The organism is Rhodopseudomonas palustris (assembly GCF_034479375.1).
GTDB classification, from domain to species: Bacteria; Pseudomonadota; Alphaproteobacteria; order Rhizobiales; family Xanthobacteraceae; genus Rhodopseudomonas; species Rhodopseudomonas palustris_M.
This window is the reverse complement of sequence record NZ_CP140155.1, coordinates 1,373,007-1,391,824: the sequence shown is the minus strand read 5'-3', so window position 1 is coordinate 1,391,824 and position 18,818 is coordinate 1,373,007. Positions and strand designations below refer to the sequence as shown.

Here is an 18,818-nt window from a genome sequence, read left to right as displayed (position 1 = left end):
CGTCTCGCAATCGGATGATGTCTCGTTAACTCTGCCGCGGCAAATTCGCTCCAGAACCGAACCCGATCAACGAAATCGGCCGACACGAGTGTCATTGTGCCGCTTCGGTCGCGCATCGACGTGATGCCGCGGCGGCCCCGAGTCGAGATTCGATGTTGCAGCTCGAAGCCTGTGAACGGTCCATCGGATGGGCGGCGGAAGGTGCTGGCCGTTATATCGCCGACTCTACGCGGGACGTCGGCAGATTCCTCGGCCGCGCCGCCGCGCTCGGCCCGCATGCGGCAGTGACGCCGTTTCAATCGCCGAACTGGCTGGCGCCATGGCTGCGCGTTCTGGCACCGTCGGCCGATGTCGAGCCGCTGCTGATCACCGTCCGCGACAGCTCGCGCGGCGAGATCGCGATGCTGCTGCCGCTGGTGCTGCGGCGGTTCTGTGGTCTGACGCTGGTCGAATTCGCCGACCTTTCGGTGTCCGATTACGGCTTTCCGTTGCTCGGCCCGGCGGCGCCGACGACGCCCGCCGCGGCCGCCGAGGCTTTCGAGGCGGCGATCGCGGCGATGCCGCCGGTCGATGTGATCCGGCTTTGCAACCTGCCGCGCGCCGTCAACGGCCGCGCCAATCCGCTGGCGATGCTGCCCGGCACGTCGCCCGGCTCGGTGCGCAACGCCGCCGCCCTGCCCGCCAGTTGGGACGACTACCTCGCATCGCGCCCACGCAAATTCCGAAAGGCGCTACGCCAACATCACCGCGCCTTCGACGCGGTCGGCGGCGCCACCGCCCGCATGATCACCGACGACGTCGAGGCGAGCCGTCTGCTCGACCGGCTCGATCGTTTCCAGCGCGCGCGGATCGCCACGCGCGGCAAGCGCTACGTGCTCGACCAGCCGGCCTATTCGAATTTCTATCGCGAAGTGTTCGAGCGCGGCGTCGCGCAGCGCTTCGCGATGCTGTCGGTGCTGGAATCCGGCGGCACCATCGTGGCGCTCGCCTACAGCCTGCTGCATCAGCAGAGCTGCACGACGGTCCGGCTCGCCCATCTCGGCGAGCAATGGAGCCGCTGCTCGCCGGGCATCGTGCTGGCGAGCGAGATCATCCGCTGGCTGATCGAAAACGGCGTCCGCAGATTCGATCTCGGCGCCGGCGGCTACGACTACAAGCAGCGGCTCGGCTGCGAGCCCGAGCAATTGCTGGCGCTGGAAAAGGCGATGAGCATCAAGGGCCGGATGGCGCTGTCGGCCTGGTCGACATTCGCCGGCCGGCGCGCGCTGCTTCAGTCGCTCGCCGCCAAGGCGTCGTAGACCAGCTTCTTGAATGCCGGCACGTCGCGTCCCCGTTCGCGCTCGGTCTGCTGCATCAGGATGGTGATCACGCCGAGTTTCGGATCGACGCCGAAATAGGTGCCGCTGCCGCCGTCCCATTTCAATTCGCCGATCGAGCCCGGCGGCGGCGGCTTCGCCTCGCCCGGCTCGATGCGGACCGCGAGACCGTAGCCGTAACCGAAGCCGTCGCCGGGGAAATAGAAGTAGTCCCTTTCGACCCCCGAGCCCGGGCCGATCTGGTCGGTGGTCATCGCCTTGAACGCCGCCGGGCTGAGATAGCGCCGCCCGTCGAGTTCGCCGCCACCCAGGATCATCCGGGCGAAGCGCGCATAGTCGGTAATGGTCGAGACCAGGCCACCGCCGCCGGATTGCCACTCCGGATGGGCGCGGCGTTGGCGCTCGGAGTCGACCAGCACCGTATCGTCCGGCAGCGGCTCGGCCATCAGCGCCCGCTCGTCGTCGCTGTCCGCGACGTATTTGGTGTCGGTCATGCCGAGCGGATCGAAGATCCGCTGCTTCTCGAAGCGATACAGCGTGTCGCCCGTCACGACCTCGATGACGCGCCCGAGCACGTCGGTGGAATGGCCGTAGCGCCACAGCGTGCCGGGCTGGCGCGCCAGCGGCAGTCGGGCGATCCGCTCGGCGAATACGGCATTGTCGAACGCGCCGGCGAAGATATCGGCGTCGCGATAGGCCTGCTGAATCAACTCGCCGCCGATATATTCGTAGGTGATGCCCGACGTGTGCCGCAGCAGATCCTCGATCGTCACCGGCCGGTCCGGGGCGACGCGCTTCAGCACCGGCTCGCCATTGGGCCCGACGGATTCGATGCCGACCTGGACCTCGGCGAAGGCCGGAATGTACTTCGACACCGGATCGGCCAGCGACAGCCTGCCTTCGTCGATCAGCATCATCGCCGCGACGCTGGTGATCGGCTTGGTCATCGAGCGCAGCGCGAAGATCGTATCCGGCGTCATCGGAGCGCGCCGCGTCACGTCGCGCACGCCGAAGCACTGCAGATAGGTCGGCTTGCCGCGCTGTGCGATCAGTACCACGGCTCCGGGCAGCCTGCCGGTGGCGACCTCGTTGTCGAAAAAGGTGGTGACCGCGGCGAAGCGGCCGCCGGGCGGAGATGATGCATCGCTCGCGCAATCGGCCGCAGCGGCGGGCGCGATCGGCAGCCACAGCAGTGCCAGCGCCAAAGCGGCGAGACGGATTTCAGCACACGGTTGCGATCGAGCTGGCGGCACGTGATCCTCGGCTTGCCGATGTTGCCGCGATCATCGCGATCGGCGCGCCGGAGTCCATCAAACGCAGGTGTGATGGCGATGACTTTTGCGCGAGCTACGTCGTCGTCGCCCGATATTCCCGCCATCCCTTGGCGCGCAGCGCGCAGGCCGGGCACTCGCCGCAGCCATAGCCCCAGTCGTGCCGCGCGCCGCGTTCGCCGAGGTAGCAGGTGTGCGAATGTTCGCGGATCAGATCGACCAGCGCGCTGCCGCCGAGATCATGCGCGAGCTGCCAGGTCGCGGCCTTGTCGCGCCACATCAGCGGCGTATGCAGTTCGAAGTCGCGCGCCATGCCGAGGCTGATCGCGCCTTGCAGCGCCTTGATAGTGTCGTTGCGGCAATCCGGATAGCCGGAGTAATCGGTCTCGCACATCCCGCCGACGATGTCGGCGATGCCGCGGCGATAGGCGAGCGCGGCCGCAAACGTCAGGAAGATCAGGTTGCGACCGGGTACGAAAGTGTTGGGAAGCCCGTCGGCGCCCATCGCGATTTCGACGTCCCGCGTCAGCGCGGTGTCGGAGATCGCGCTCAGCGTCGGGATCGCCAGCGTATGGCTGTCGCCGAGCCTCGCGGCCCAGTCCGGATCGATCGCACGAAACCCGTCGAGCAGCTTCGCCCGGCAGTCGAGTTCGACGGCGTGGCGCTGACCGTAATCGAAGCCGATCATCTCGACCCGCGCAAAGCGCGACAGCGCCCAGGCCAGGCAGGTGGCGGAATCCTGCCCGCCGGAGAACAGCACCAGCGCGGTCTGGTCGGAACGTGGTTCGATCATGCGCGTCGCTCTAGCACCGCGCGCGGCTCGCGCCAATCAAAGCAATTTCGCTGGGACGGACGGCCCGGTTGCGGCATAGGAAGCCGACCCTCCTCCTGTCCGGACCAGCTTCATGACCCCTTCCCGCGACATTTCCCGCCTGATCGAGATCATGGCGCAGCTCCGCACGCCGGACACCGGCTGCCCGTGGGATCTGGAACAGGATTTCGCGTCGATCGCGCCCTACACCATCGAGGAAGCCTTCGAGGTGGCCGAAGCGATCGCCCGCAACGACCTCGACGATCTGCGCGACGAACTCGGCGACCTGCTGCTGCAGGTGGTGTTTCATGCCCGGATCGCCGAGGAGCGCGGCGCCTTCGCGTTCGGCGACGTGGTCGCGGCGGTGACAGCCAAGATGATCCGCCGCCATCCGCACGTGTTCGCCGACGCGCAGGGCAACATCGCGCCGTCGCATGTCGAGGGCGTCTGGGACCGGATCAAGGCCGAGGAGAAGGCCGAGCGCGCCGCCCGCCGCGGCGAGACCGAAGCGCCGCCGGCATCCGTGCTCGCCGGCGTCAAGCCCGGACAGCCGGCGCTGTCGCGGGCGATGGAACTTCAGCGCAAGGCCGCCCGGGTCGGCTTCGACTGGAACGACCCGCGCGAGGTGCTGAAAAAGATCCGCGAGGAAGCCGACGAGATCGAGGACGCGCTCGATCGCGGCGACAAGGCCGACATCGCGGAGGAGACCGGCGACCTGATGTTCGCGCTGGTCAATCTCGCCCGCCACACCGGCGCCGATCCGGAAATGGCGCTGCGCGGCACCAATGCAAAATTCGAGCGCCGCTTCGGCCACATCGAGCAGGCGCTGGCGGCGCGCGGCCGGACGCCGGACAGCGCCAGCCTCGCCGAGATGGACGCGCTGTGGGACGAGGCCAAGCGCGCCGAGACGGGTCGCTGAGCCCGCCGAAACCCCAAAGATAAACCCGCCCCCCGGTTCCTTTGAGGGCACCGGCATCCTATCTGTTGCGCTAGTGTAAACAGCAGAGGGGGCGGCGCTGGCGCCATGTTATCGGTAGAATTGGCAATCGTTGTCGGACTGATCGTCGCCAACGGTTTGCTGTCGATGTCTGAGCTGGCGATCGTGTCGTCGCGACCGGCCCGGCTGGCGCTCATGGCTCAGAAAAACGTCCGCGGTGCCCGGCAGGCGATGGTGCTGGCCGACGATCCCGGCAAATTCCTGTCGACGGTCCAGATCGGCATCACTTTGGTCGGCGTGTTGTCGGGTGCGTTCTCAGGCGCGACGCTCGGTCAGCGCCTGAGCGAGACGCTGGCCGAACTCGCCGTGCCGTTTCCCGACATCATCGGCTTCGGCCTGGTGGTAACGCTGATCACCTATGGCACATTGATCGTCGGCGAACTGGTGCCCAAGCAGGTCGCGCTACGCGATCCGGAAGCGGTCGCGGCCAAGGTCGCCCCGGCGATGAGCGTGATCGCCAGCGTGTCCCGGCCGGTGGTGTTCATCCTCGATCTGTCCGGCAAGGCGATCCTGAAACTACTCGGCCAGGGCGGCGCCGCCGAAGAGAAGATTTCCGAGGAAGAGATCCACAACCTGGTGCTGGAAGCGGAGACCGCCGGCGTGCTCGAGCCCGGCGAGCGCGAGATGATCGCCGGCGTGATGCGGCTCGGCGACCGGCCGGTCGGCGCGGTGATGACGCCGCGGCCGGAGGTCGATTCGGTCGACCTCGCCGATCCGCCCGAGGCGATCCGGGAAGCTTTTCTCAACACGCCGCACTCCCGCCTGCCGGTGACCGATGGCGAACGCGACGATCCGATCGGGATCATCCAGGCCAAGGACATGCTCGAAGTCTATCTGCGCGGCGACAAGCCGGATTTGCGCGCGCTGGTACGCGACGCTCCGGTGATCCCGTCCTCCGCCGACGCCCGCGACGTGCTCGCCACGCTGCGGAAATCGTCGGTGCATATGGCGCTGGTTTATGACGAGTTCGGCGCCTTCGAGGGCGTGGTCACGACCGCCGACATTCTCGAATCGATCGTCGGCGCGTTCGGATCGGAGGCCGGTCCTGCGGAGCCGGCCGCGGTGCGCCGCGAGGACGGCTCCTATCTGATCGCGGGCTGGATGCCGGTCGATGAATTCGGCGATCTGTTGCCGGTGCCGATCCCGGAACACCGCGATTATCACACCGTCGCAGGGCTGATCCTGCAGCATTTCGGCGCGCTGCCCGTGGTCGGCGACCGGTTCGACTATCAGGGCTGGCAGATCGAGATTCTCGATCTCGACGGCCGGCGGATCGACAAGATCATGGCGACGCGGAGCGCCGACGTCGGGGCGGCGGCATGACGACGCCGGACACCGGCACGGCCGACAGCCGCGCCCGGGCCCTGACCGCGGTGCGCGCGGCGCATACCGCGATCTGGGCGTTCTTCGCCAGTTCGATCGTGGCGATCCCGATCGCCACCCTGCTCGGCCAGCTCACCGCCGCGCTGTGGATGAGCCTGTTCGTCTGGGGCGAGGTGGTGGTGCTGGTGCTGAACGGGATGCGCTGTCCGCTGACCACGGTCGCGGCGCGCTACACCGACGACCGCGCCGACAATTTCGACATCTGGCTGCCGCGCTGGCTGGCGCGTCACAACCAGCGGATCTTCGGCGCACTGTTTGCGGCGAGCCAGTTGTTGCTTGGGTACGCGCTGGTCACCGACTGACCCGCCTTCCTGAAACGGCGACGGCCGCCCGGTTGCCCAGGCGGCCGCGCAGGTCCCCACCCGCCGAAAAACTCAGAACGGAATATCGTCGTCCATGTCGCTGCCGCGGCCACCGCTCGCCGCCACCGGCCGGCGTGGCGCGCTGCTCGGGCCGCTCGAGCCGAAATCACCGCCCGACGAATCATCGGCTCCATAGCCGCCGCCGCTGCCGCCGGCGCGGCCGTCGAGCATCGTCAGAACCGAGTTGAAGTTCTGCAGCACGACCTCGGTCGAGTAGCGCTCGGCGCCGCTCTGATCGGTCCATTTGCGTGTCTGCAGTTGGCCTTCGAGGTAAATCTTCGAGCCCTTCTTGAGGTACTGTTCGGCGATCTTGCACAGCCCCTCGCTGAAGATCACCACGCGGTGCCATTCGGTCTTTTCCTTGCGCTCGCCGGTGGCGCGGTCGCGCCAGCTTTCCGACGTCGCGATCCGCAGATTGGCGATCGGCCGCCCGTCCTGCGTCCGCTTGATCTCCGGATCAGCGCCGAGATTCCCGACCAGGATCACCTTGTTCACGCTTCCCGCCATCGCCGTCTCCTTCGAATCGAAACCAAACACCGCGCAAGGCCCGGCCCTACGCCACGCGCCCGACGCCCCGCTGTCGCCCTAGCGCTTACGCTGTCCGCCGCGCGCCGCCCATCCTCTGGCGGCAGTAAACACCGCGCTCGCCCCCGTTATCCACCGGGAACGCGCGATTATGTTCTATTTTTGTTCGCCGAAAAAGCAATTTCAGCACGTGAGTCAGCGGGATTTTGCGTCGGCCGCTCTGGCCCCGCCGTGGCCCAGCGGCGAACACTGGTAGTTAGGTGCGGGCCAAAGCCGAATTGTTCGTGAAGATTCATGACGTTCCGGATCCTCTTCGTCGGCGAGTGTTGCTTTTCGGAGACTGCTTTTTCCGAAGAGCGGCGTATAGTTCCTGAAGTGAACATTAGGCGCTCGCGCCGTCGGCCTCTGCGGTGGGGACAACGCAGAAGCAGCCCAAAGACGGATCAACTGGGGACATTGCGATGAAAAAGTTTTTGCTGGGAAGCGTGGCTCTGATTGCGTTGGGTGCGGCGCCGGCGATGGCTGCCGATCTGGCCGCCCGTCCTTACACCAAGGCTCCGCCGATGATCGTCGCCATGTACGACTGGTCCGGCTTCTACATCGGCGCCAACGGCGGCTGGGGCACCAGCCGCAAGTGCTGGGACTTCGCGGGCACCACTGCGACGCCGCTTGCGACGAATGTCGGCGAAGGCTGCCACGATGCGTCGGGCGCCACCGCCGGCGGTCAGATCGGCTACAACTGGCAGATGGGCACCTGGGTGTTCGGCCTCGAAGCGCAGGGCAACTGGGCCGATTTCAAGGGCTCGAACGTCACGGTTCTCGGCGGCCTGTTCGACAACCAGAGCAAGGTCGAGGCCTTCGGCCTGTTCACCGGCCGGATCGGCTACGCCTGGAACAACGCCCTGCTCTACGCCAAGGGCGGCGCGGCGGTCGTCAACGACAAGTACGAGTTCATCCGGCGGGCCGACGGTCTCGTGACCGGGACGGCTTCGGAAACCCGCTGGGGCGCGGCGGTCGGCGCCGGTCTGGAATACGGCTTCACCCCGAACTGGTCGTTCGCGGTCGAATACAACCATCTGTTCCTCGACAAGAAGGACGTCACCTTCACCAACACCGCTGTCGAGCGCGTCAAGCAGGACGCCGACATCGTCACCGCCCGCATCAACTATCGCTGGGGCGGCCCGGTCGTCGCGAAGTACTGAGCTTCACGCTCTCCCACGGGAGACGAAATCCGAGATACGAAAGGCCGGCCTCGCGCCGGCCTTTCTGCTTTTTGGCCCCGGTGGCCGTGCAGAGCGTGCCGGATAAGCCGGCCGCCATGCGGCGCGCGCGATGGTCGATCGCCGGAACGGCGACACCCGGACGGCGTTGAAGCCGCGCCGCAACAATCGGTTGATGACCGCGCCGCGGCTCTGGAAATCGTTTCCCGTTCTTCCTATGTTCCAGGCTCCACCCAACTGGCGCCCGCCCGGACGATCGCGGCTGTGCGCCCCAACCTGCGCGACGTCGCGTCTGGACCCCTGCATGGACGAAGTGATCAAGGCGAAGCGCCAGCCGCCCCAACAGCAGTCCGCGGCCTCGAGCCGGACCGCCATCACCATTCGCGGCGCCCGCGAGCACAATCTCAAAAACGTCGACGTCGTGATCCCGCGCGACAAGCTGGCGGTGTTCACCGGCCTGTCCGGCTCCGGCAAATCCTCGCTGGCGTTCGACACCATCTATGCCGAGGGCCAGCGCCGCTACGTCGAATCGCTGTCGGCCTATGCCCGGCAGTTCCTGGAGATGATGCAGAAGCCGGACGTCGACCAGATCGACGGGTTGTCGCCGGCGATCTCGATCGAGCAGAAGACCACCTCGAAGAACCCGCGCTCCACGGTCGGCACCGTCACCGAGATCTACGACTACATGCGCCTGCTGTGGGCGCGCGTCGGCGTGCCGTATTCGCCCGCTACAGGTCTCCCGATCGAGAGCCAGACGGTGTCGCAGATGGTCGACCGGGTGCTGGCGCTGCCCGAGGGCACGCGGCTGTATCTGCTGGCGCCTGTGGTGCGCGGCCGCAAGGGCGAGTACCGCAAGGAGCTCGCCGAATGGCTCAAGAAGGGTTTTCAGCGCGTCAAGATCGACGGCGCGTTCCACGAGCTGGCCGAGGCGCCGACGCTCGACAAGAAATTCCCGCACGACATCGACGTCGTGGTCGACCGCATCGTGGTGCGCCCCGACATCGGCCAGCGCCTCGCCGAGAGTTTTGAAACCGCGCTGAAGCTCGCCGAAGGGCTGGCGGTGATCGAGTTCGCGGATGCGCCGCCGCCGTCGCCATCCTTCGAGACGCGCCCTGCGGGCGCTCCTCAGGATGAGGACGAACCCAAGCGCGGCAAGGCAAAGAAGGGAGCCCCTCACCCTGAGGAGGCGCAAAGCGCCGTCTCGAAGGGTGAGGCTGCGGGCAAGAAAGTCGCGAAGATCCACGACAAATCTGGTCCAGAGCGCATCCTGTTCTCGGAAAAATTCGCCTGCCCGGTGTCCGGCTTCACCATTCCGGAGATCGAGCCGCGCCTGTTCTCGTTCAACAACCCGTACGGCGCCTGCCCGGAATGCGGCGGGCTCGGCATCGAGCAGCATATCGACGCCGACCTCGTCGTGCCCGACAAGGAGCTGACGCTGCGCAAGGGCGCGATCGCGCCGTGGGCGAAGTCGTCGTCGCCCTACTATCTACAGACGCTGACGGCGCTCGCGAAGTTCTACAAATTCACGCTCGATACCAAATGGAAGGACCTCACCAAAAAGGTCCAGAACGCCCTGCTCCACGGCTCCGGCGACGACGAGATCAAGTTCTCCTACGAGGACGGGGTGCGCTCCTACGACACCAAGAAACCGTTCGAGGGCGTCGTCACCAATATCGAGCGCCGCTTCCGCGAGACCGAGAGCGAATGGGCGCGCGAAGAGCTCGGCAAGTATTTTTCCGACGTGCCCTGCGAGGCCTGCCACGGCCATCGGCTGAAGCCCGAGGCGCTGTGCGTCAAGATCGGCGGCAAGCACATCGGCGACATCTCCGAGCTCTCCGTGAAAGCCGCCGGCGAATGGTTCGAGGCGGTGCCGGCCGCGCTCAACACCCAGCAGAACGAGATCGCCGTCCGCATCCTCAAGGAGATCCGCGACCGGCTGAGTTTCCTGCTCGACGTCGGCCTGAACTATCTGACGCTGGCGCGCGCCGCCGGCACGCTGTCGGGCGGCGAAAGCCAGCGCATCCGGCTGGCCTCGCAGATCGGCTCGGGCCTCACCGGCGTGCTCTATGTGCTCGACGAGCCGTCGATCGGCCTGCACCAGCGCGACAACGCCCGCCTGCTCGACACCCTCAAACGACTCCGCGATCTCGGCAACACCGTGATCGTGGTCGAACACGACGAGGACGCCATTCGGCTGGCCGATTTCGTGCTCGATATCGGCCCCGGCGCCGGCGTCCATGGCGGCCACATCGTGGCGCAGGGCACGCCCGACGAGGTGATGGCCAATCCGAAATCGCTGACCGGCAAATATCTCACCGGCGAATTGTCGGTGCCGATTCCGGAGCGCCGGCCGCCCAACCATCGCCGCACGCTCAAGCTCGTCAACGCCCGCGGCAACAATCTCAAGAACGTCACCGCCGAGATTCCGCTCGGCCTGTTCACCTGCGTCACCGGCGTCTCAGGCGGCGGCAAGTCGACGCTGTTGATCGACACCTTCTACAAGGCGATCGCCCGCAAGCTGAACAACGCCAGCGAGCCGCCGGCGCCGCACGACCGCATCGAAGGCCTCGAGCACATCGACAAGATCATCGACATCGACCAGTCGCCGATCGGCCGCACCCCGCGCAGCAATCCCGCGACCTACACCGGCGCGTTCACGCCGATCCGCGAATGGTTCGCCGGCCTGCCCGAGTCCAAGGCGCGCGGCTACGAGCCGGGCCGGTTCAGCTTCAACGTCAAGGGTGGCCGCTGCGAGGCCTGCCAGGGCGACGGCGTCATCAAGATCGAGATGCACTTCCTGCCCGACGTCTATGTCACCTGCGATGTCTGCAAGGGCAAGCGCTACAACCGCGAAACGCTCGAAGTGCTGTTCAAGGGCAAGTCGATCGCCGACGTGCTCGACATGACGGTCGAGGAAGCCGCCGACTTCTTCAAGGCGGTGCCGCGCGTCCGCGAGACCTTCAAGACGCTGCACCGCGTCGGCCTCGACTACATCCATGTCGGCCAGCAGGCGACGACGCTCTCCGGCGGCGAAGCCCAGCGCGTCAAGCTCGCCAAGGAACTGAGCAAGCGCGCCACCGGCCGCACGCTCTACATTCTGGACGAGCCGACCACCGGACTCCATTTTCACGACGTCGCCAAGCTGCTCGAAGTGCTGCACGAGCTGGTGGCGCAGGGCAATACGGTGGTGGTGATCGAGCACAATCTCGAAGTCATCAAGACCGCCGACTGGGTGATCGATTTAGGCCCCGAAGGCGGCGACGGCGGCGGCGAAATCGTCGCCTGGGGCCCGCCGGAAGATATCGTCAAAGCGCCGCGCAGCTACACGGGGAAGTTTCTCAAGCCGGTGCTGGAGAAGAAGGGGCTGACGGCGATGAAGAAGAGGAAGGCGGACGAGGCGGCGGAGTAAGGGCCGCACCAATGTTGTTCAAGCGAAGGCCATTTGATGCGTTCGTTCCATGCGGGCGACGTCAGCGACGTTTCGATGGCGGCGTTGAAAACGAAAAGCTGCGCTGCTGTCGAAGCCGCAATGTGTCGGTAGGACGAATGGTGTGCGGCGCCCCCCGATCGCCGCCGCGTGCCGTGACCACTTGCAGGTCCGGATTTTCGATCATCACGCCATGAATATCCTGCGTGTGCGCCGGCGTAGCCGTATAGATGCTGGCGTAAAAGTCAGCAACAGATACAGCGTCGCCGAACTCGGATACAAGGCGGGGAATGTCACCGTGCAATTGCGATTTGGCGCTGTCGCGGCCTTTCATGTCGAATAGGTACAGGCCGCCTTCGTGTTGCGGATCGTAAGCCAACATATGTAGGCCAGACCGCCCGTAGTGCGCTAACGTGCTGGCGTTGTCGTGCAGTACGTCGTTGTACTCCTGTCGCGCGCGATGCGACTTTGCAAAGTGCAACATCCAGTAGTTCCATCCGTTCGGATTGTGAATAGAAAACGGGCTAACATAGCTGGCGCATCGCTCGAACGCTTCAAACACAAGCCGCTCAGTAGCGCCAAGCCACGCTTGATTGTTCATCATTAGCCCGAGATTTGACACGCTGTCCGCGTCAACTCCAATCGGATTTAGGCGTGCGTTCAACGCATTTGGATCAGTCTTTTTCAAGAACGAAATCAAGGCCTCAATGGCGAAAGTGTAGAAAATCTCAGGTGACGAAAACGAGGCGATTATGTCGGTAAGCGTTTCGTGCGCTACGCGACTGTTGCCGCACTGATCCAGATTAAACAGAACGCTTTGCACTCGATTGTATTGCAGAAACTCACGTATCTCGGCGCAGACGCTTTCGAATTCCTGCTGCCGGTAGTGAACTTCAAGATGAAGACGTGGCTCACTTTCCTTAATCCCGGCGAGCAGAGGCGCGACGTGCTGCTTTAGGATTTCAATAGCGCCGGGATCGAAATCGTTGAAGATTAGTACACATTCTATATCTAATGGCGACATGCCTTCATTAGCGCGTCTCAGGTTCAGTTCGATTGAAGCGGCACGCAATTCCTCAATGAAGATCAACGGCGATCCCGATGCGCCACAATTGTAGACGCCGCCGCCAGCGAATCCATCAACTATTGCAAATCGGAACTTTGATTGCTGCGGAAGCTGGCAACGGACCCTAATGTAACGGGCAAAGTACTGTCGGATGATTTGGTGCTTGCGGCGCGAATGTTCTTCTAACGTCGCGCCATCTTTCCACGTGTAAGGCTTTGCAACCATAAATACCCCCGGCGACCGGGTCTAGGCTCCGATCGTTCGATCTAATGCTGGCATCCCATCCCAGTGTTGACCGCGATACTCGCGGCCGTTCGCCTTCTTGGATCGCCGCTTGTTATCTTTACCCCAAGTGCCCCACTGCTTAAAAAAGAAGGTGGTGTTGAAACGCTCACACTGTTCGTAAATTTCGTCGATCCATTCTTCGCGGATCGGTCTTGCGGAACGACCGCTTTCGCCACCCACAATCGCCCAATCAATTCCGCATAAATCAACCGCGCCGACCGATCCTATCAAGGGTTCGAACGACAAGAAACGGATTGCTGCTGGCACTGTGCGTAAGTGATCGATGCGATCTACAACAGCGCCATTTTCAACACTCGTCCCCAGCCATACGTTCGGGAGAACGGTAGCAAGGTGGGATCGCACGAAGGTGCTCATCCGCGCCGGGCGTTTTGTTAAGATCTGATAGTGATGACGCGGCGTGTCCCGCATCACATCCCATACCTTATTTATGAAGGCGTCGCTCACCCGTTCGTGGAATAGATCGCTCATCGAGTTGACGAAGATCTTCTTTGGCTTCCGCCACCGGTACGGGATTGCAAGCGCGTCGGCATCTTCGCGCACGACGCCATTCCAGATAACTCGTTTTGAACTTCTCCGCGTTAAGCCAGCGTATTTCGCAACCTGCATGGCTTGCAGGCGGCGAGCCATTTCCATCGCGTAACAGTTGGTGCAGCCCGCGCTTACGATCGTGCAGCCGACCACGGGGTTCCACGTGGCATCGGTCCATTCGATCTGTGTTTCAGCCATCGTTCGCCCCAGTGCAGCACTTATAGGAAAGTGACCAAAAATAGTTCACAATCCACAAAAATGCGGATTGACGCCATCACTCGCCAATTGGGCATCCCGCAGCAGGCTGTACCGTCTGGGAAGCTCCACTTCGATGAAGCGAGCGACATCTATAGATGCCGCGTGTGGCCCCGTCACACCCGAATTTGAATCGCCCTCCCGCCCCCACCCGTCTACACTCCCCCCCATGACCCGCCTCACCGCCCTCACGCTCGCAATCACCCTCGCGCTGCTTCCCCTCGCCGCCTCGGCGGCTTCGCCCAAGAAGCACGCCAAGCGGGCGCAGAGCAGCGGCCTGCCCGGCTATGTGCAGCCGCCGAGCAATTCCGTGCCGCTGTTCATGCAGAAGTTGTCCCGCTCGCAGCGGGCGATGCTGCGGCCGAAGCGGCCGTGGTACATCGATCCGACGCCGGAATATTATCGCTGGAACGGCGGCTGGGCCGGCGAATGGCGCTATCTCGGCCGGCCGGGCTTCTATCGCGGCCGCTACAATGGCGGCAGCTTCGGGCCTTGCTGGACGCAGACGCCGATCGGGCCGGTGTGGAACTGCGGCTGAGGCCGGTCCACAGTCTCTCAGTCGTCGGTGCGTAGCTCACGCATCCGCTTGCACGGCCCGGATGTCGTCCGCCGTCAGGCGCGGATGCTCGGCGATGATCTCCGCGGTCGATAGTCCGGCGCCGAGTTTGCGCAGGATCAGTTCCACCGGAATGCGCGTGCCCCGCACGACCGGCTTGCCGCCCATCACGTCGGGATCGATCTGGATACGTTCGTGGCGCATGATATGGACTATAGCATAATTCATGGCGCCTGCCATGCTCCGGCTGGAGCCTCGGCCGGACTTGCTCGACGCGACCTTTGAACCGGATCTCGCTCGAACCCCATTGCCTCCCCCGCCCCACCCGGTCCAATACTGCCGCCATGGCCTATGCCGATTTCAAGACCTTCCTGCGCGAACTGTACGAAGGCGCGTCGCCGCGCGGCGTGGTGTTTCGCTATGGCGTGCTGGCGTTCGACATCGTCACGGTGCTGTTCATCATCGGCACCTCATTCGTGCCGTCGAACGACCTCGTCGAGACGCTGGACGTGGTGTTCGGCGCGCTGATCCTGATCGATTTCGCCGCAAGGCTGCTGATCAGCCGGCACCGAATGAAGGATTTCACCCGGCTCGCGACCTGGACCGACATCATCGCGATCGTGTCGTTCCTGGCGCCGCTCGCCGGCGAGGGCGGCGGCTTCCTGCGCATCCTGCGCACGCTGCGGCTGCTGCACGACTACCAGATGCTGTCGCGGCTGCGCAACGACAGTGACTTCTTCCGCCGCAACGAGGAAGTCGTGATCGCCGTGACCAATCTGGCGGTGTTCATCTTCGTGATGACGGCGATCGTCTACGAGACCCAGCGCTCGCACAATCAGCAGATCGCCAACTACGCCGACGCGCTGTATTTCACCGTCACCGCGCTGACCACCACCGGCTTCGGCGACATCACGCTACCGGGAACGGTCGGCCGGCTGATCAGCGTCGCGATCATGATCTTCGGCGTCACGCTGTTCTTCAATCTGGCGCGGGCGCTGATTAGTCCGAACAAGGTGCGTTTCCCCTGCCCGGTCTGCGGCCTGCAGCGCCACGATGTCGACGCGGTGCACTGCAAGGCGTGCGGTACCGTGCTGAACATTCCCGATGAGGGGCGGTGAGCTAGACGTTTCGTCGATTGATTGAAGCGATATGGCCCTTGCCAGATGCACTGACCCCTCATCCTGAGGAGCCCGGCAAAGCCGGGCGTCTCGAAGGATGGGGCGACGATGCAGTGCCGGCGACGCATGGTTCGAGACGGCGCTTCGCGCCTCCTCGCCATGAAGTTGTGCCTGTGGAGAGTATCCCAGAACGCCAATGCTGATTCCATCGGAGACAGAACGGCTCTAGCGCAGCCCGGTGCCCTTGCAACGCTGGCAGGTCACCACCTTGTCGCCCTTCTTCAGCGTGCCCTTGCCTTCGCAATTCTTGCACTTCTGTTTCTTCTTGACGTTGGGGCCCTTTTCGTTGGCCATGGTGCTCTCCCGATGCGAAGCGGCCGATGCGGCGCCCGCCCTCCATAGCATCGTTCGACCGGCCGCGGCGAATATCGGACGAGGATCAGCCCTTCGCCTTGGGGATTCCCCGTATTGCGCCCGCCCCATCGTCATGGCTTAAGCGCGCATGTCTTCGGCACACACGTCTTCGGCACGCATGTCTTCGGCACCCATCGACAACCGCGGCGCCCGCCGCAATCACCCACATGCGAGACACCGCGACGCCCTTGAAATCGCGGGGCGCGACTCCACCTGAAAGCCATCGGTGCTGCCAGGGGTGGCGGTGAAATCATCGACTGAAACTGAATCAAGGGGGACGCCATGAGCGGGACGACGATCGCAGCCAGCGTGCGCGACAACAAGGCGCAAAGCCGCTTCGAACTCGATGCCTATGGCGAGATCGCTTTTGCGAATTATCGCCGCGCCAACGGCCACGTCGTCATCACCCACACCGAAACGCCGGCGCCGCTACGCGGCCGCGGCATCGCCACCGGCCTGGTCCGCGGTGCGCTGGATTTGATTCGCGCCGACGGCCTGAAGGTCACCGCCGGCTGCGGCTTCGTCGCCGATTATCTCGACGCCCATCCGGAATATGCCGACCTGACGCGATAGAGCGTTTCATCGATTGATTGAAGCGATCTGGCGCTTGCCGGATGCACTGACTCCTCATCCTGAGGAGCCCGGCGAAGCCGGGCGTCTCGAAGGATGGGAAACGCGCACGGCCCGCGCACATGGTTCGAGACGGCGCTTCGCGCCTCCTCACCATGAGGTTGTGCCTGTGGTGAGAGTCCTGGAGCGGCCACTGCTGATTCCACCGGAGGCAGAACGGCTAGGCAGTATCCTCGAATCGTCAGACGGCATCGCAAACAGAAAGACCCGCGCGAGCGGGCCTTTCGATCGCACCGAATGCTGCCGGATCAGTCCTTGAGATCGTCCGGCACTTTGCCGCCATTGGCGGCGAGCTTGGCCATCACCTGCTTGTGCAGCCAGATGTTCATGCTGGCGCTGTCGCCGGTGTCGCCGGTGTAGCCGAGTTCCTTGGCGAGCTCCTTGCGCGCCGACAGGCTGGAGTCGATGTCGAGCGCCTTCATCAGGTCGACGATCGAGGTGCGCCATTCCAGCTTCTCGCCCTTGGCCTTCACGGCCTGGTCGAGGATCGGGGCGACATCGACGGTGCCCGCCGAGGTCTGCGCCGGTGCCGTTCCTGCAGCCGCAGGCGTCGGCTCCGCGCTGCCGCCCGGCGCGGCGTCTGCCTTGCTGCCGAAAATCGCGCCCATGATCTTGCCGAAAATGCTCATTGGTCTCTCCAGGTAATGGACTCGGGTGATGGTCTCTTGGCCGGGCCGCGGCGATCTGCGCCGCGCCCGGCAGGCGAAGCTACCGCGTCGCGGCGAGCTTGCCAAATATGTCAACGCCGTGAAGCCGGGGATGGTGCAGCGCGAATGAACTAATTATTTGTTCGCATCTGCACGCAAACAGCCCGACCCTGGTGGAACTAATCGGCGCCGCAACTAACTGCGCCGCGCGGCGCCGCGACAAATCCGCTCTCACCGAAGCGTGAGCAACCTGCGGGTGCGATCGGCGTTAGGCTATCGTCACAGGTCGCGGCAAAGCCCAGGTCACAGGACCAGTTCGCTCGTTGCTCTCGCGTCTGGTTGAAGTGCTCCTGATCGTTTCCGCGCCCAGATAAGCCCGGCCCGCCGCCATCCGGCGAAGGATCCGGCTCACAGCACGTGATCATCACCTGTGCTCACATGGGAGAAACGCGCATGGCCACGATCCACCCCGCCAAAGCCACCGATGCCCGCCCGCTCGGCGCGGCGGCCGAGCCGCCGGTCCGCCGCATCGCGCTCGCCGATCTGCACGACGCGCTGCGGCGCGGCTGGGACGACTTCAAGGCGGTGCCGAGCCACGCCGTCATGCTGTGCGTGATCTATCCGGTGCTCGGCCTGGTGCTGGCGCGGCTCGTGCTCGGCTATTCGGTGCTGCCGCTGCTGTTTCCGCTCGCCGCCGGCTTCGCGCTGATCGGGCCGTTTGCGGCGCTCGGGCTGTACGAGTTGAGCCGCCGCCGCGAAGCCGGCGAGGACGCTTCGGCGTGGCACGCCTTCGACGTGCTGCGCTCGCCCTCGTTCGGCGCGATGCTCGGGCTCGGCGCGATCCTGCTCGCCGTGTTCGTGGTGTGGATCGCGACCGCGCAGGGAATCTACGTGTCCACCTTCGGCCATGTGCCCGCTGCGGCGATCCCCGATTTCGTCACCCGGGTCCTGACCACGCCGGAAGGCTGGAGCCTGATCGCGATCGGCTGCGGCGTCGGCTTCCTGTTCGCGGTGGCGGCGCTGTGCGTCAGCGTGGTGGCGTTTCCGATGATGCTCGATCGTCAGGCCGGGGTCGGCGAAGCGGTCACGGCGTCGCTGCGCGTCGTCGCCCGCAACCCGATCGAGATTGCCGCCTGGGGCCTGATCGTCGCCGCGCTGCTGGTGCTGGGCTCGCTGCCGGCGTTCCTCGGCCTGGCGGTGGTCATCCCGCTGCTCGGCCATGCCACGTGGCACCTCTACCGCAAGGTGATCGAGCCCAATCCCCATCCGCCGCAGATTCCGCCGGCGAGCCCGATCAAGCGCTCCGCGGCCGACTTCCCGGCGACGCTGCTGCAGTGGAAGCGCAAGGGAAGCTGAGCGTCTCCGAACGGACGCTCCAATGCCACCGGCCGCTCCTGGGCGCCGGTGGCATTTTGGTGTTGTGCATTGCGGTAAATCAAATGACGCCCCGACATGAACAACCATTCAGCATGCGCTCAGCGCATACTATCTGAAGCGATTTAACTAGTCGATTAACTTGCCGCCCGGAATTCGACTTCATCTCCTCGATTCAAAATTCGTTATGGAGGCTTGAGTTCTGCCGTATAAGTGCATTATATTGCCGCTTCCGGTGTCTGGTTGCCGCCGGGAACCCGCTGTGCGTCTGGCTCCCAACCATGCGAGAGCCACACAGCTCTGCGCGGAAGAGTTAATCATTCCTTCCCAAAGGTATGTCCATATCGCCTAGCTGCGGTGCAGCATTTACGCTGCTGGTTGCGGCGACTCTGCCCTATATTCCAGTCAACGGTTCGGCCGACGAAGAACTGAACCGTGAACTAAGGAGACTATCCATGTTGCTTTCGCTCATCCGCGCCCTCCGGGCGTTCCGGGATTATCAGCGCAACCTCGCTGAACTCTCGCAGCTCAGTGATCGCGAACTGGCCGATATCGGACTCGACCGCTCGGACATCCCGCGCGTGGCGTCCGGTCACTTCAATGGCTGACCGT

General features: G+C 64.4%; 19 protein-coding genes. 11 read left to right on the top strand and 8 right to left on the bottom strand.

The window, feature by feature from the left end; translation table 11 throughout:
- The first annotated feature begins 152 nt into the window (after positions 1–152).
- Entirely contained in the window at positions 153–1,298 is a 1,146-nt protein-coding gene (locus tag SR870_RS06160) for a GNAT family N-acetyltransferase (protein ID WP_322517137.1), read from the top strand.
- Here SR870_RS06160 and SR870_RS06155 read toward each other — a convergent pair.
- The gene (locus SR870_RS06155) at positions 1,271–2,569 is read right to left on the bottom strand and encodes a serine hydrolase domain-containing protein (RefSeq protein WP_322517136.1); all 1,299 of its coding nucleotides are present in this window, start codon (positions 2,567–2,569) and stop codon (positions 1,271–1,273) included. The two genes, SR870_RS06160 and SR870_RS06155, sit on opposite strands and share 28 nt — an antisense overlap.
- Before the next feature lie 94 nt (positions 2,570–2,663).
- Positions 2,664–3,380 carry a 7-cyano-7-deazaguanine synthase QueC gene (gene queC / locus SR870_RS06150; RefSeq protein WP_322517135.1) on the bottom strand — a complete coding sequence of 239 codons (717 nt, stop codon included), beginning with the start codon at positions 3,378–3,380 and terminating at the stop codon, positions 2,664–2,666.
- 112 nt (positions 3,381–3,492) lie between these two features.
- Between queC and mazG the strand changes: the two genes are divergently transcribed.
- The 3 genes from mazG to SR870_RS06135 all read left to right on the top strand — a co-directional run bounded on the left by mazG (position 3,493) and on the right by SR870_RS06135 (position 6,080).
- Positions 3,493–4,317 (top strand): nucleoside triphosphate pyrophosphohydrolase, encoded by an 825-nt coding sequence (gene mazG / locus SR870_RS06145; protein WP_322517134.1) that lies wholly within the window; start codon positions 3,493–3,495, stop codon positions 4,315–4,317.
- Positions 4,318–4,422: 105 nt separating this feature from the next.
- Positions 4,423–5,718, top strand: coding sequence for a hemolysin family protein (locus SR870_RS06140; protein ID WP_322517133.1), 1,296 nt, complete (start codon positions 4,423–4,425; stop codon positions 5,716–5,718).
- Complete coding sequence (locus SR870_RS06135; RefSeq protein WP_322517132.1) at positions 5,715–6,080, top strand: hypothetical protein; 366 nt, start codon at positions 5,715–5,717, stop codon at positions 6,078–6,080. The genes SR870_RS06140 and SR870_RS06135 overlap by 4 nt, the downstream gene beginning before the upstream one ends.
- Before the next feature lie 72 nt (positions 6,081–6,152).
- Here the strand turns inward: SR870_RS06135 and SR870_RS06130 are convergent, their stop codons facing one another.
- Positions 6,153–6,647, bottom strand: a complete 495-nt coding sequence (locus SR870_RS06130) for a single-stranded DNA-binding protein (protein ID WP_322517131.1) — start codon at positions 6,645–6,647, stop codon at positions 6,153–6,155.
- A 479-nt stretch (positions 6,648–7,126) separates the two neighbouring features.
- Here SR870_RS06130 and SR870_RS06125 point away from each other — a divergent pair, with 479 nt between their 5' ends.
- Positions 7,127–7,867, top strand: a complete 741-nt coding sequence (locus tag SR870_RS06125; protein ID WP_322517130.1) for an outer membrane protein — start codon at positions 7,127–7,129, stop codon at positions 7,865–7,867.
- 322 nt (positions 7,868–8,189) lie between these two features.
- Positions 8,190–11,294 (top strand): excinuclease ABC subunit UvrA, encoded by a 3,105-nt coding sequence (uvrA, locus tag SR870_RS06120; protein ID WP_322517129.1) that lies wholly within the window; start codon positions 8,190–8,192, stop codon positions 11,292–11,294.
- Positions 11,295–11,355: 61 nt separating this feature from the next.
- On the opposite strand, the gene SR870_RS06115 is transcribed toward uvrA, so the two are convergent.
- Together SR870_RS06115 and SR870_RS06110 are read right to left on the bottom strand one after the other, a co-directional pair.
- The gene (locus SR870_RS06115) at positions 11,356–12,603 is read right to left on the bottom strand and encodes a three-Cys-motif partner protein TcmP (protein ID WP_322517128.1); all 1,248 of its coding nucleotides are present in this window, start codon (positions 12,601–12,603) and stop codon (positions 11,356–11,358) included.
- Positions 12,604–12,624: 21 nt separating this feature from the next.
- On the bottom strand, positions 12,625–13,410 hold the full coding sequence (locus tag SR870_RS06110; protein WP_011441604.1) for a DUF5131 family protein: 786 nt from the start codon (positions 13,408–13,410) through the stop codon (positions 12,625–12,627).
- 226 nt (positions 13,411–13,636) lie between these two features.
- On the opposite strand from SR870_RS06110, the gene SR870_RS06105 reads away from it, so the two are divergent.
- On the top strand, positions 13,637–14,005 hold the full coding sequence (locus SR870_RS06105) for a hypothetical protein (RefSeq protein WP_322517127.1): 369 nt from the start codon (positions 13,637–13,639) through the stop codon (positions 14,003–14,005).
- 36 nt (positions 14,006–14,041) lie between these two features.
- Here SR870_RS06105 and SR870_RS06100 read toward each other — a convergent pair whose 3' ends face one another.
- Complete coding sequence (locus SR870_RS06100; protein ID WP_322517126.1) at positions 14,042–14,263, bottom strand: DUF433 domain-containing protein; 222 nt, start codon at positions 14,261–14,263, stop codon at positions 14,042–14,044.
- A 104-nt stretch (positions 14,264–14,367) separates the two neighbouring features.
- On the opposite strand from SR870_RS06100, the gene SR870_RS06095 reads away from it, so the two are divergent.
- Positions 14,368–15,141, top strand: coding sequence for an ion transporter (locus SR870_RS06095; RefSeq protein ID WP_322517125.1), 774 nt, complete (start codon positions 14,368–14,370; stop codon positions 15,139–15,141).
- Between the two features lie 225 nt (positions 15,142–15,366).
- On the opposite strand, the gene SR870_RS06090 is transcribed toward SR870_RS06095, so the two are convergent.
- A complete protein-coding gene (locus SR870_RS06090) occupies positions 15,367–15,495 on the bottom strand; it encodes a hypothetical protein (RefSeq protein WP_011441608.1) in 129 nt (42 codons plus the stop codon).
- Positions 15,496–15,837: 342 nt separating this feature from the next.
- Here SR870_RS06090 and SR870_RS06085 point away from each other — a divergent pair, with 342 nt between their 5' ends.
- Positions 15,838–16,128 (top strand): GNAT family N-acetyltransferase, encoded by a 291-nt coding sequence (locus SR870_RS06085; RefSeq protein WP_322517124.1) that lies wholly within the window; start codon positions 15,838–15,840, stop codon positions 16,126–16,128.
- 305 nt (positions 16,129–16,433) lie between these two features.
- Here SR870_RS06085 and SR870_RS06080 read toward each other — a convergent pair whose 3' ends face one another.
- On the bottom strand, positions 16,434–16,814 hold the full coding sequence (locus SR870_RS06080; protein ID WP_322517123.1) for a DUF3597 domain-containing protein: 381 nt from the start codon (positions 16,812–16,814) through the stop codon (positions 16,434–16,436).
- Between the two features lie 471 nt (positions 16,815–17,285).
- Between SR870_RS06080 and SR870_RS06075 the strand changes: the two genes are divergently transcribed.
- Both SR870_RS06075 and SR870_RS06070 read left to right on the top strand, forming a co-directional pair.
- Positions 17,286–18,188 carry a DUF2189 domain-containing protein gene (locus SR870_RS06075; protein ID WP_322517122.1) on the top strand — a complete coding sequence of 301 codons (903 nt, stop codon included), beginning with the start codon at positions 17,286–17,288 and terminating at the stop codon, positions 18,186–18,188.
- Positions 18,189–18,661: 473 nt separating this feature from the next.
- A complete protein-coding gene (locus SR870_RS06070) occupies positions 18,662–18,814 on the top strand; it encodes a DUF1127 domain-containing protein (protein ID WP_011441614.1) in 153 nt (50 codons plus the stop codon).
- The last annotated feature ends 4 nt before the right edge of the window (positions 18,815–18,818 follow it).

Excerpts from the sequence above, each read along its gene's own strand:
- SR870_RS06160 (WP_322517137.1), top strand. The coding sequence starts at position 153 with ATGTTGCAGCTCGAAGCCTGTGAACGGTCCATCGGATGGGCGGCGGAA.
- queC (WP_322517135.1), bottom strand. The coding sequence starts at position 3,380 with ATGATCGAACCACGTTCCGACCAGACCGCGCTGGTGCTGTTCTCCGGC.
- mazG (WP_322517134.1), top strand. The coding sequence starts at position 3,493 with ATGACCCCTTCCCGCGACATTTCCCGCCTGATCGAGATCATGGCGCAG.
- SR870_RS06140 (WP_322517133.1), top strand. The coding sequence starts at position 4,423 with ATGTTATCGGTAGAATTGGCAATCGTTGTCGGACTGATCGTCGCCAAC.
- SR870_RS06135 (WP_322517132.1), top strand. The coding sequence starts at position 5,715 with ATGACGACGCCGGACACCGGCACGGCCGACAGCCGCGCCCGGGCCCTG.
- SR870_RS06130 (WP_322517131.1), bottom strand. The coding sequence starts at position 6,647 with ATGGCGGGAAGCGTGAACAAGGTGATCCTGGTCGGGAATCTCGGCGCT.
- SR870_RS06125 (WP_322517130.1), top strand. The coding sequence starts at position 7,127 with ATGAAAAAGTTTTTGCTGGGAAGCGTGGCTCTGATTGCGTTGGGTGCG.
- uvrA (WP_322517129.1), top strand. The coding sequence starts at position 8,190 with ATGGACGAAGTGATCAAGGCGAAGCGCCAGCCGCCCCAACAGCAGTCC.
- SR870_RS06115 (WP_322517128.1), bottom strand. The coding sequence starts at position 12,603 with ATGGTTGCAAAGCCTTACACGTGGAAAGATGGCGCGACGTTAGAAGAA.
- SR870_RS06110 (WP_011441604.1), bottom strand. The coding sequence starts at position 13,410 with ATGGCTGAAACACAGATCGAATGGACCGATGCCACGTGGAACCCCGTG.
- SR870_RS06105 (WP_322517127.1), top strand. The coding sequence starts at position 13,637 with ATGACCCGCCTCACCGCCCTCACGCTCGCAATCACCCTCGCGCTGCTT.
- SR870_RS06100 (WP_322517126.1), bottom strand. The coding sequence starts at position 14,263 with ATGGCAGGCGCCATGAATTATGCTATAGTCCATATCATGCGCCACGAA.
- SR870_RS06095 (WP_322517125.1), top strand. The coding sequence starts at position 14,368 with ATGGCCTATGCCGATTTCAAGACCTTCCTGCGCGAACTGTACGAAGGC.
- SR870_RS06090 (WP_011441608.1), bottom strand. The coding sequence starts at position 15,495 with ATGGCCAACGAAAAGGGCCCCAACGTCAAGAAGAAACAGAAGTGCAAG.
- SR870_RS06085 (WP_322517124.1), top strand. The coding sequence starts at position 15,838 with ATGAGCGGGACGACGATCGCAGCCAGCGTGCGCGACAACAAGGCGCAA.
- SR870_RS06080 (WP_322517123.1), bottom strand. The coding sequence starts at position 16,814 with ATGAGCATTTTCGGCAAGATCATGGGCGCGATTTTCGGCAGCAAGGCA.
- SR870_RS06075 (WP_322517122.1), top strand. The coding sequence starts at position 17,286 with ATGGCCACGATCCACCCCGCCAAAGCCACCGATGCCCGCCCGCTCGGC.
- SR870_RS06070 (WP_011441614.1), top strand. The coding sequence starts at position 18,662 with ATGTTGCTTTCGCTCATCCGCGCCCTCCGGGCGTTCCGGGATTATCAG.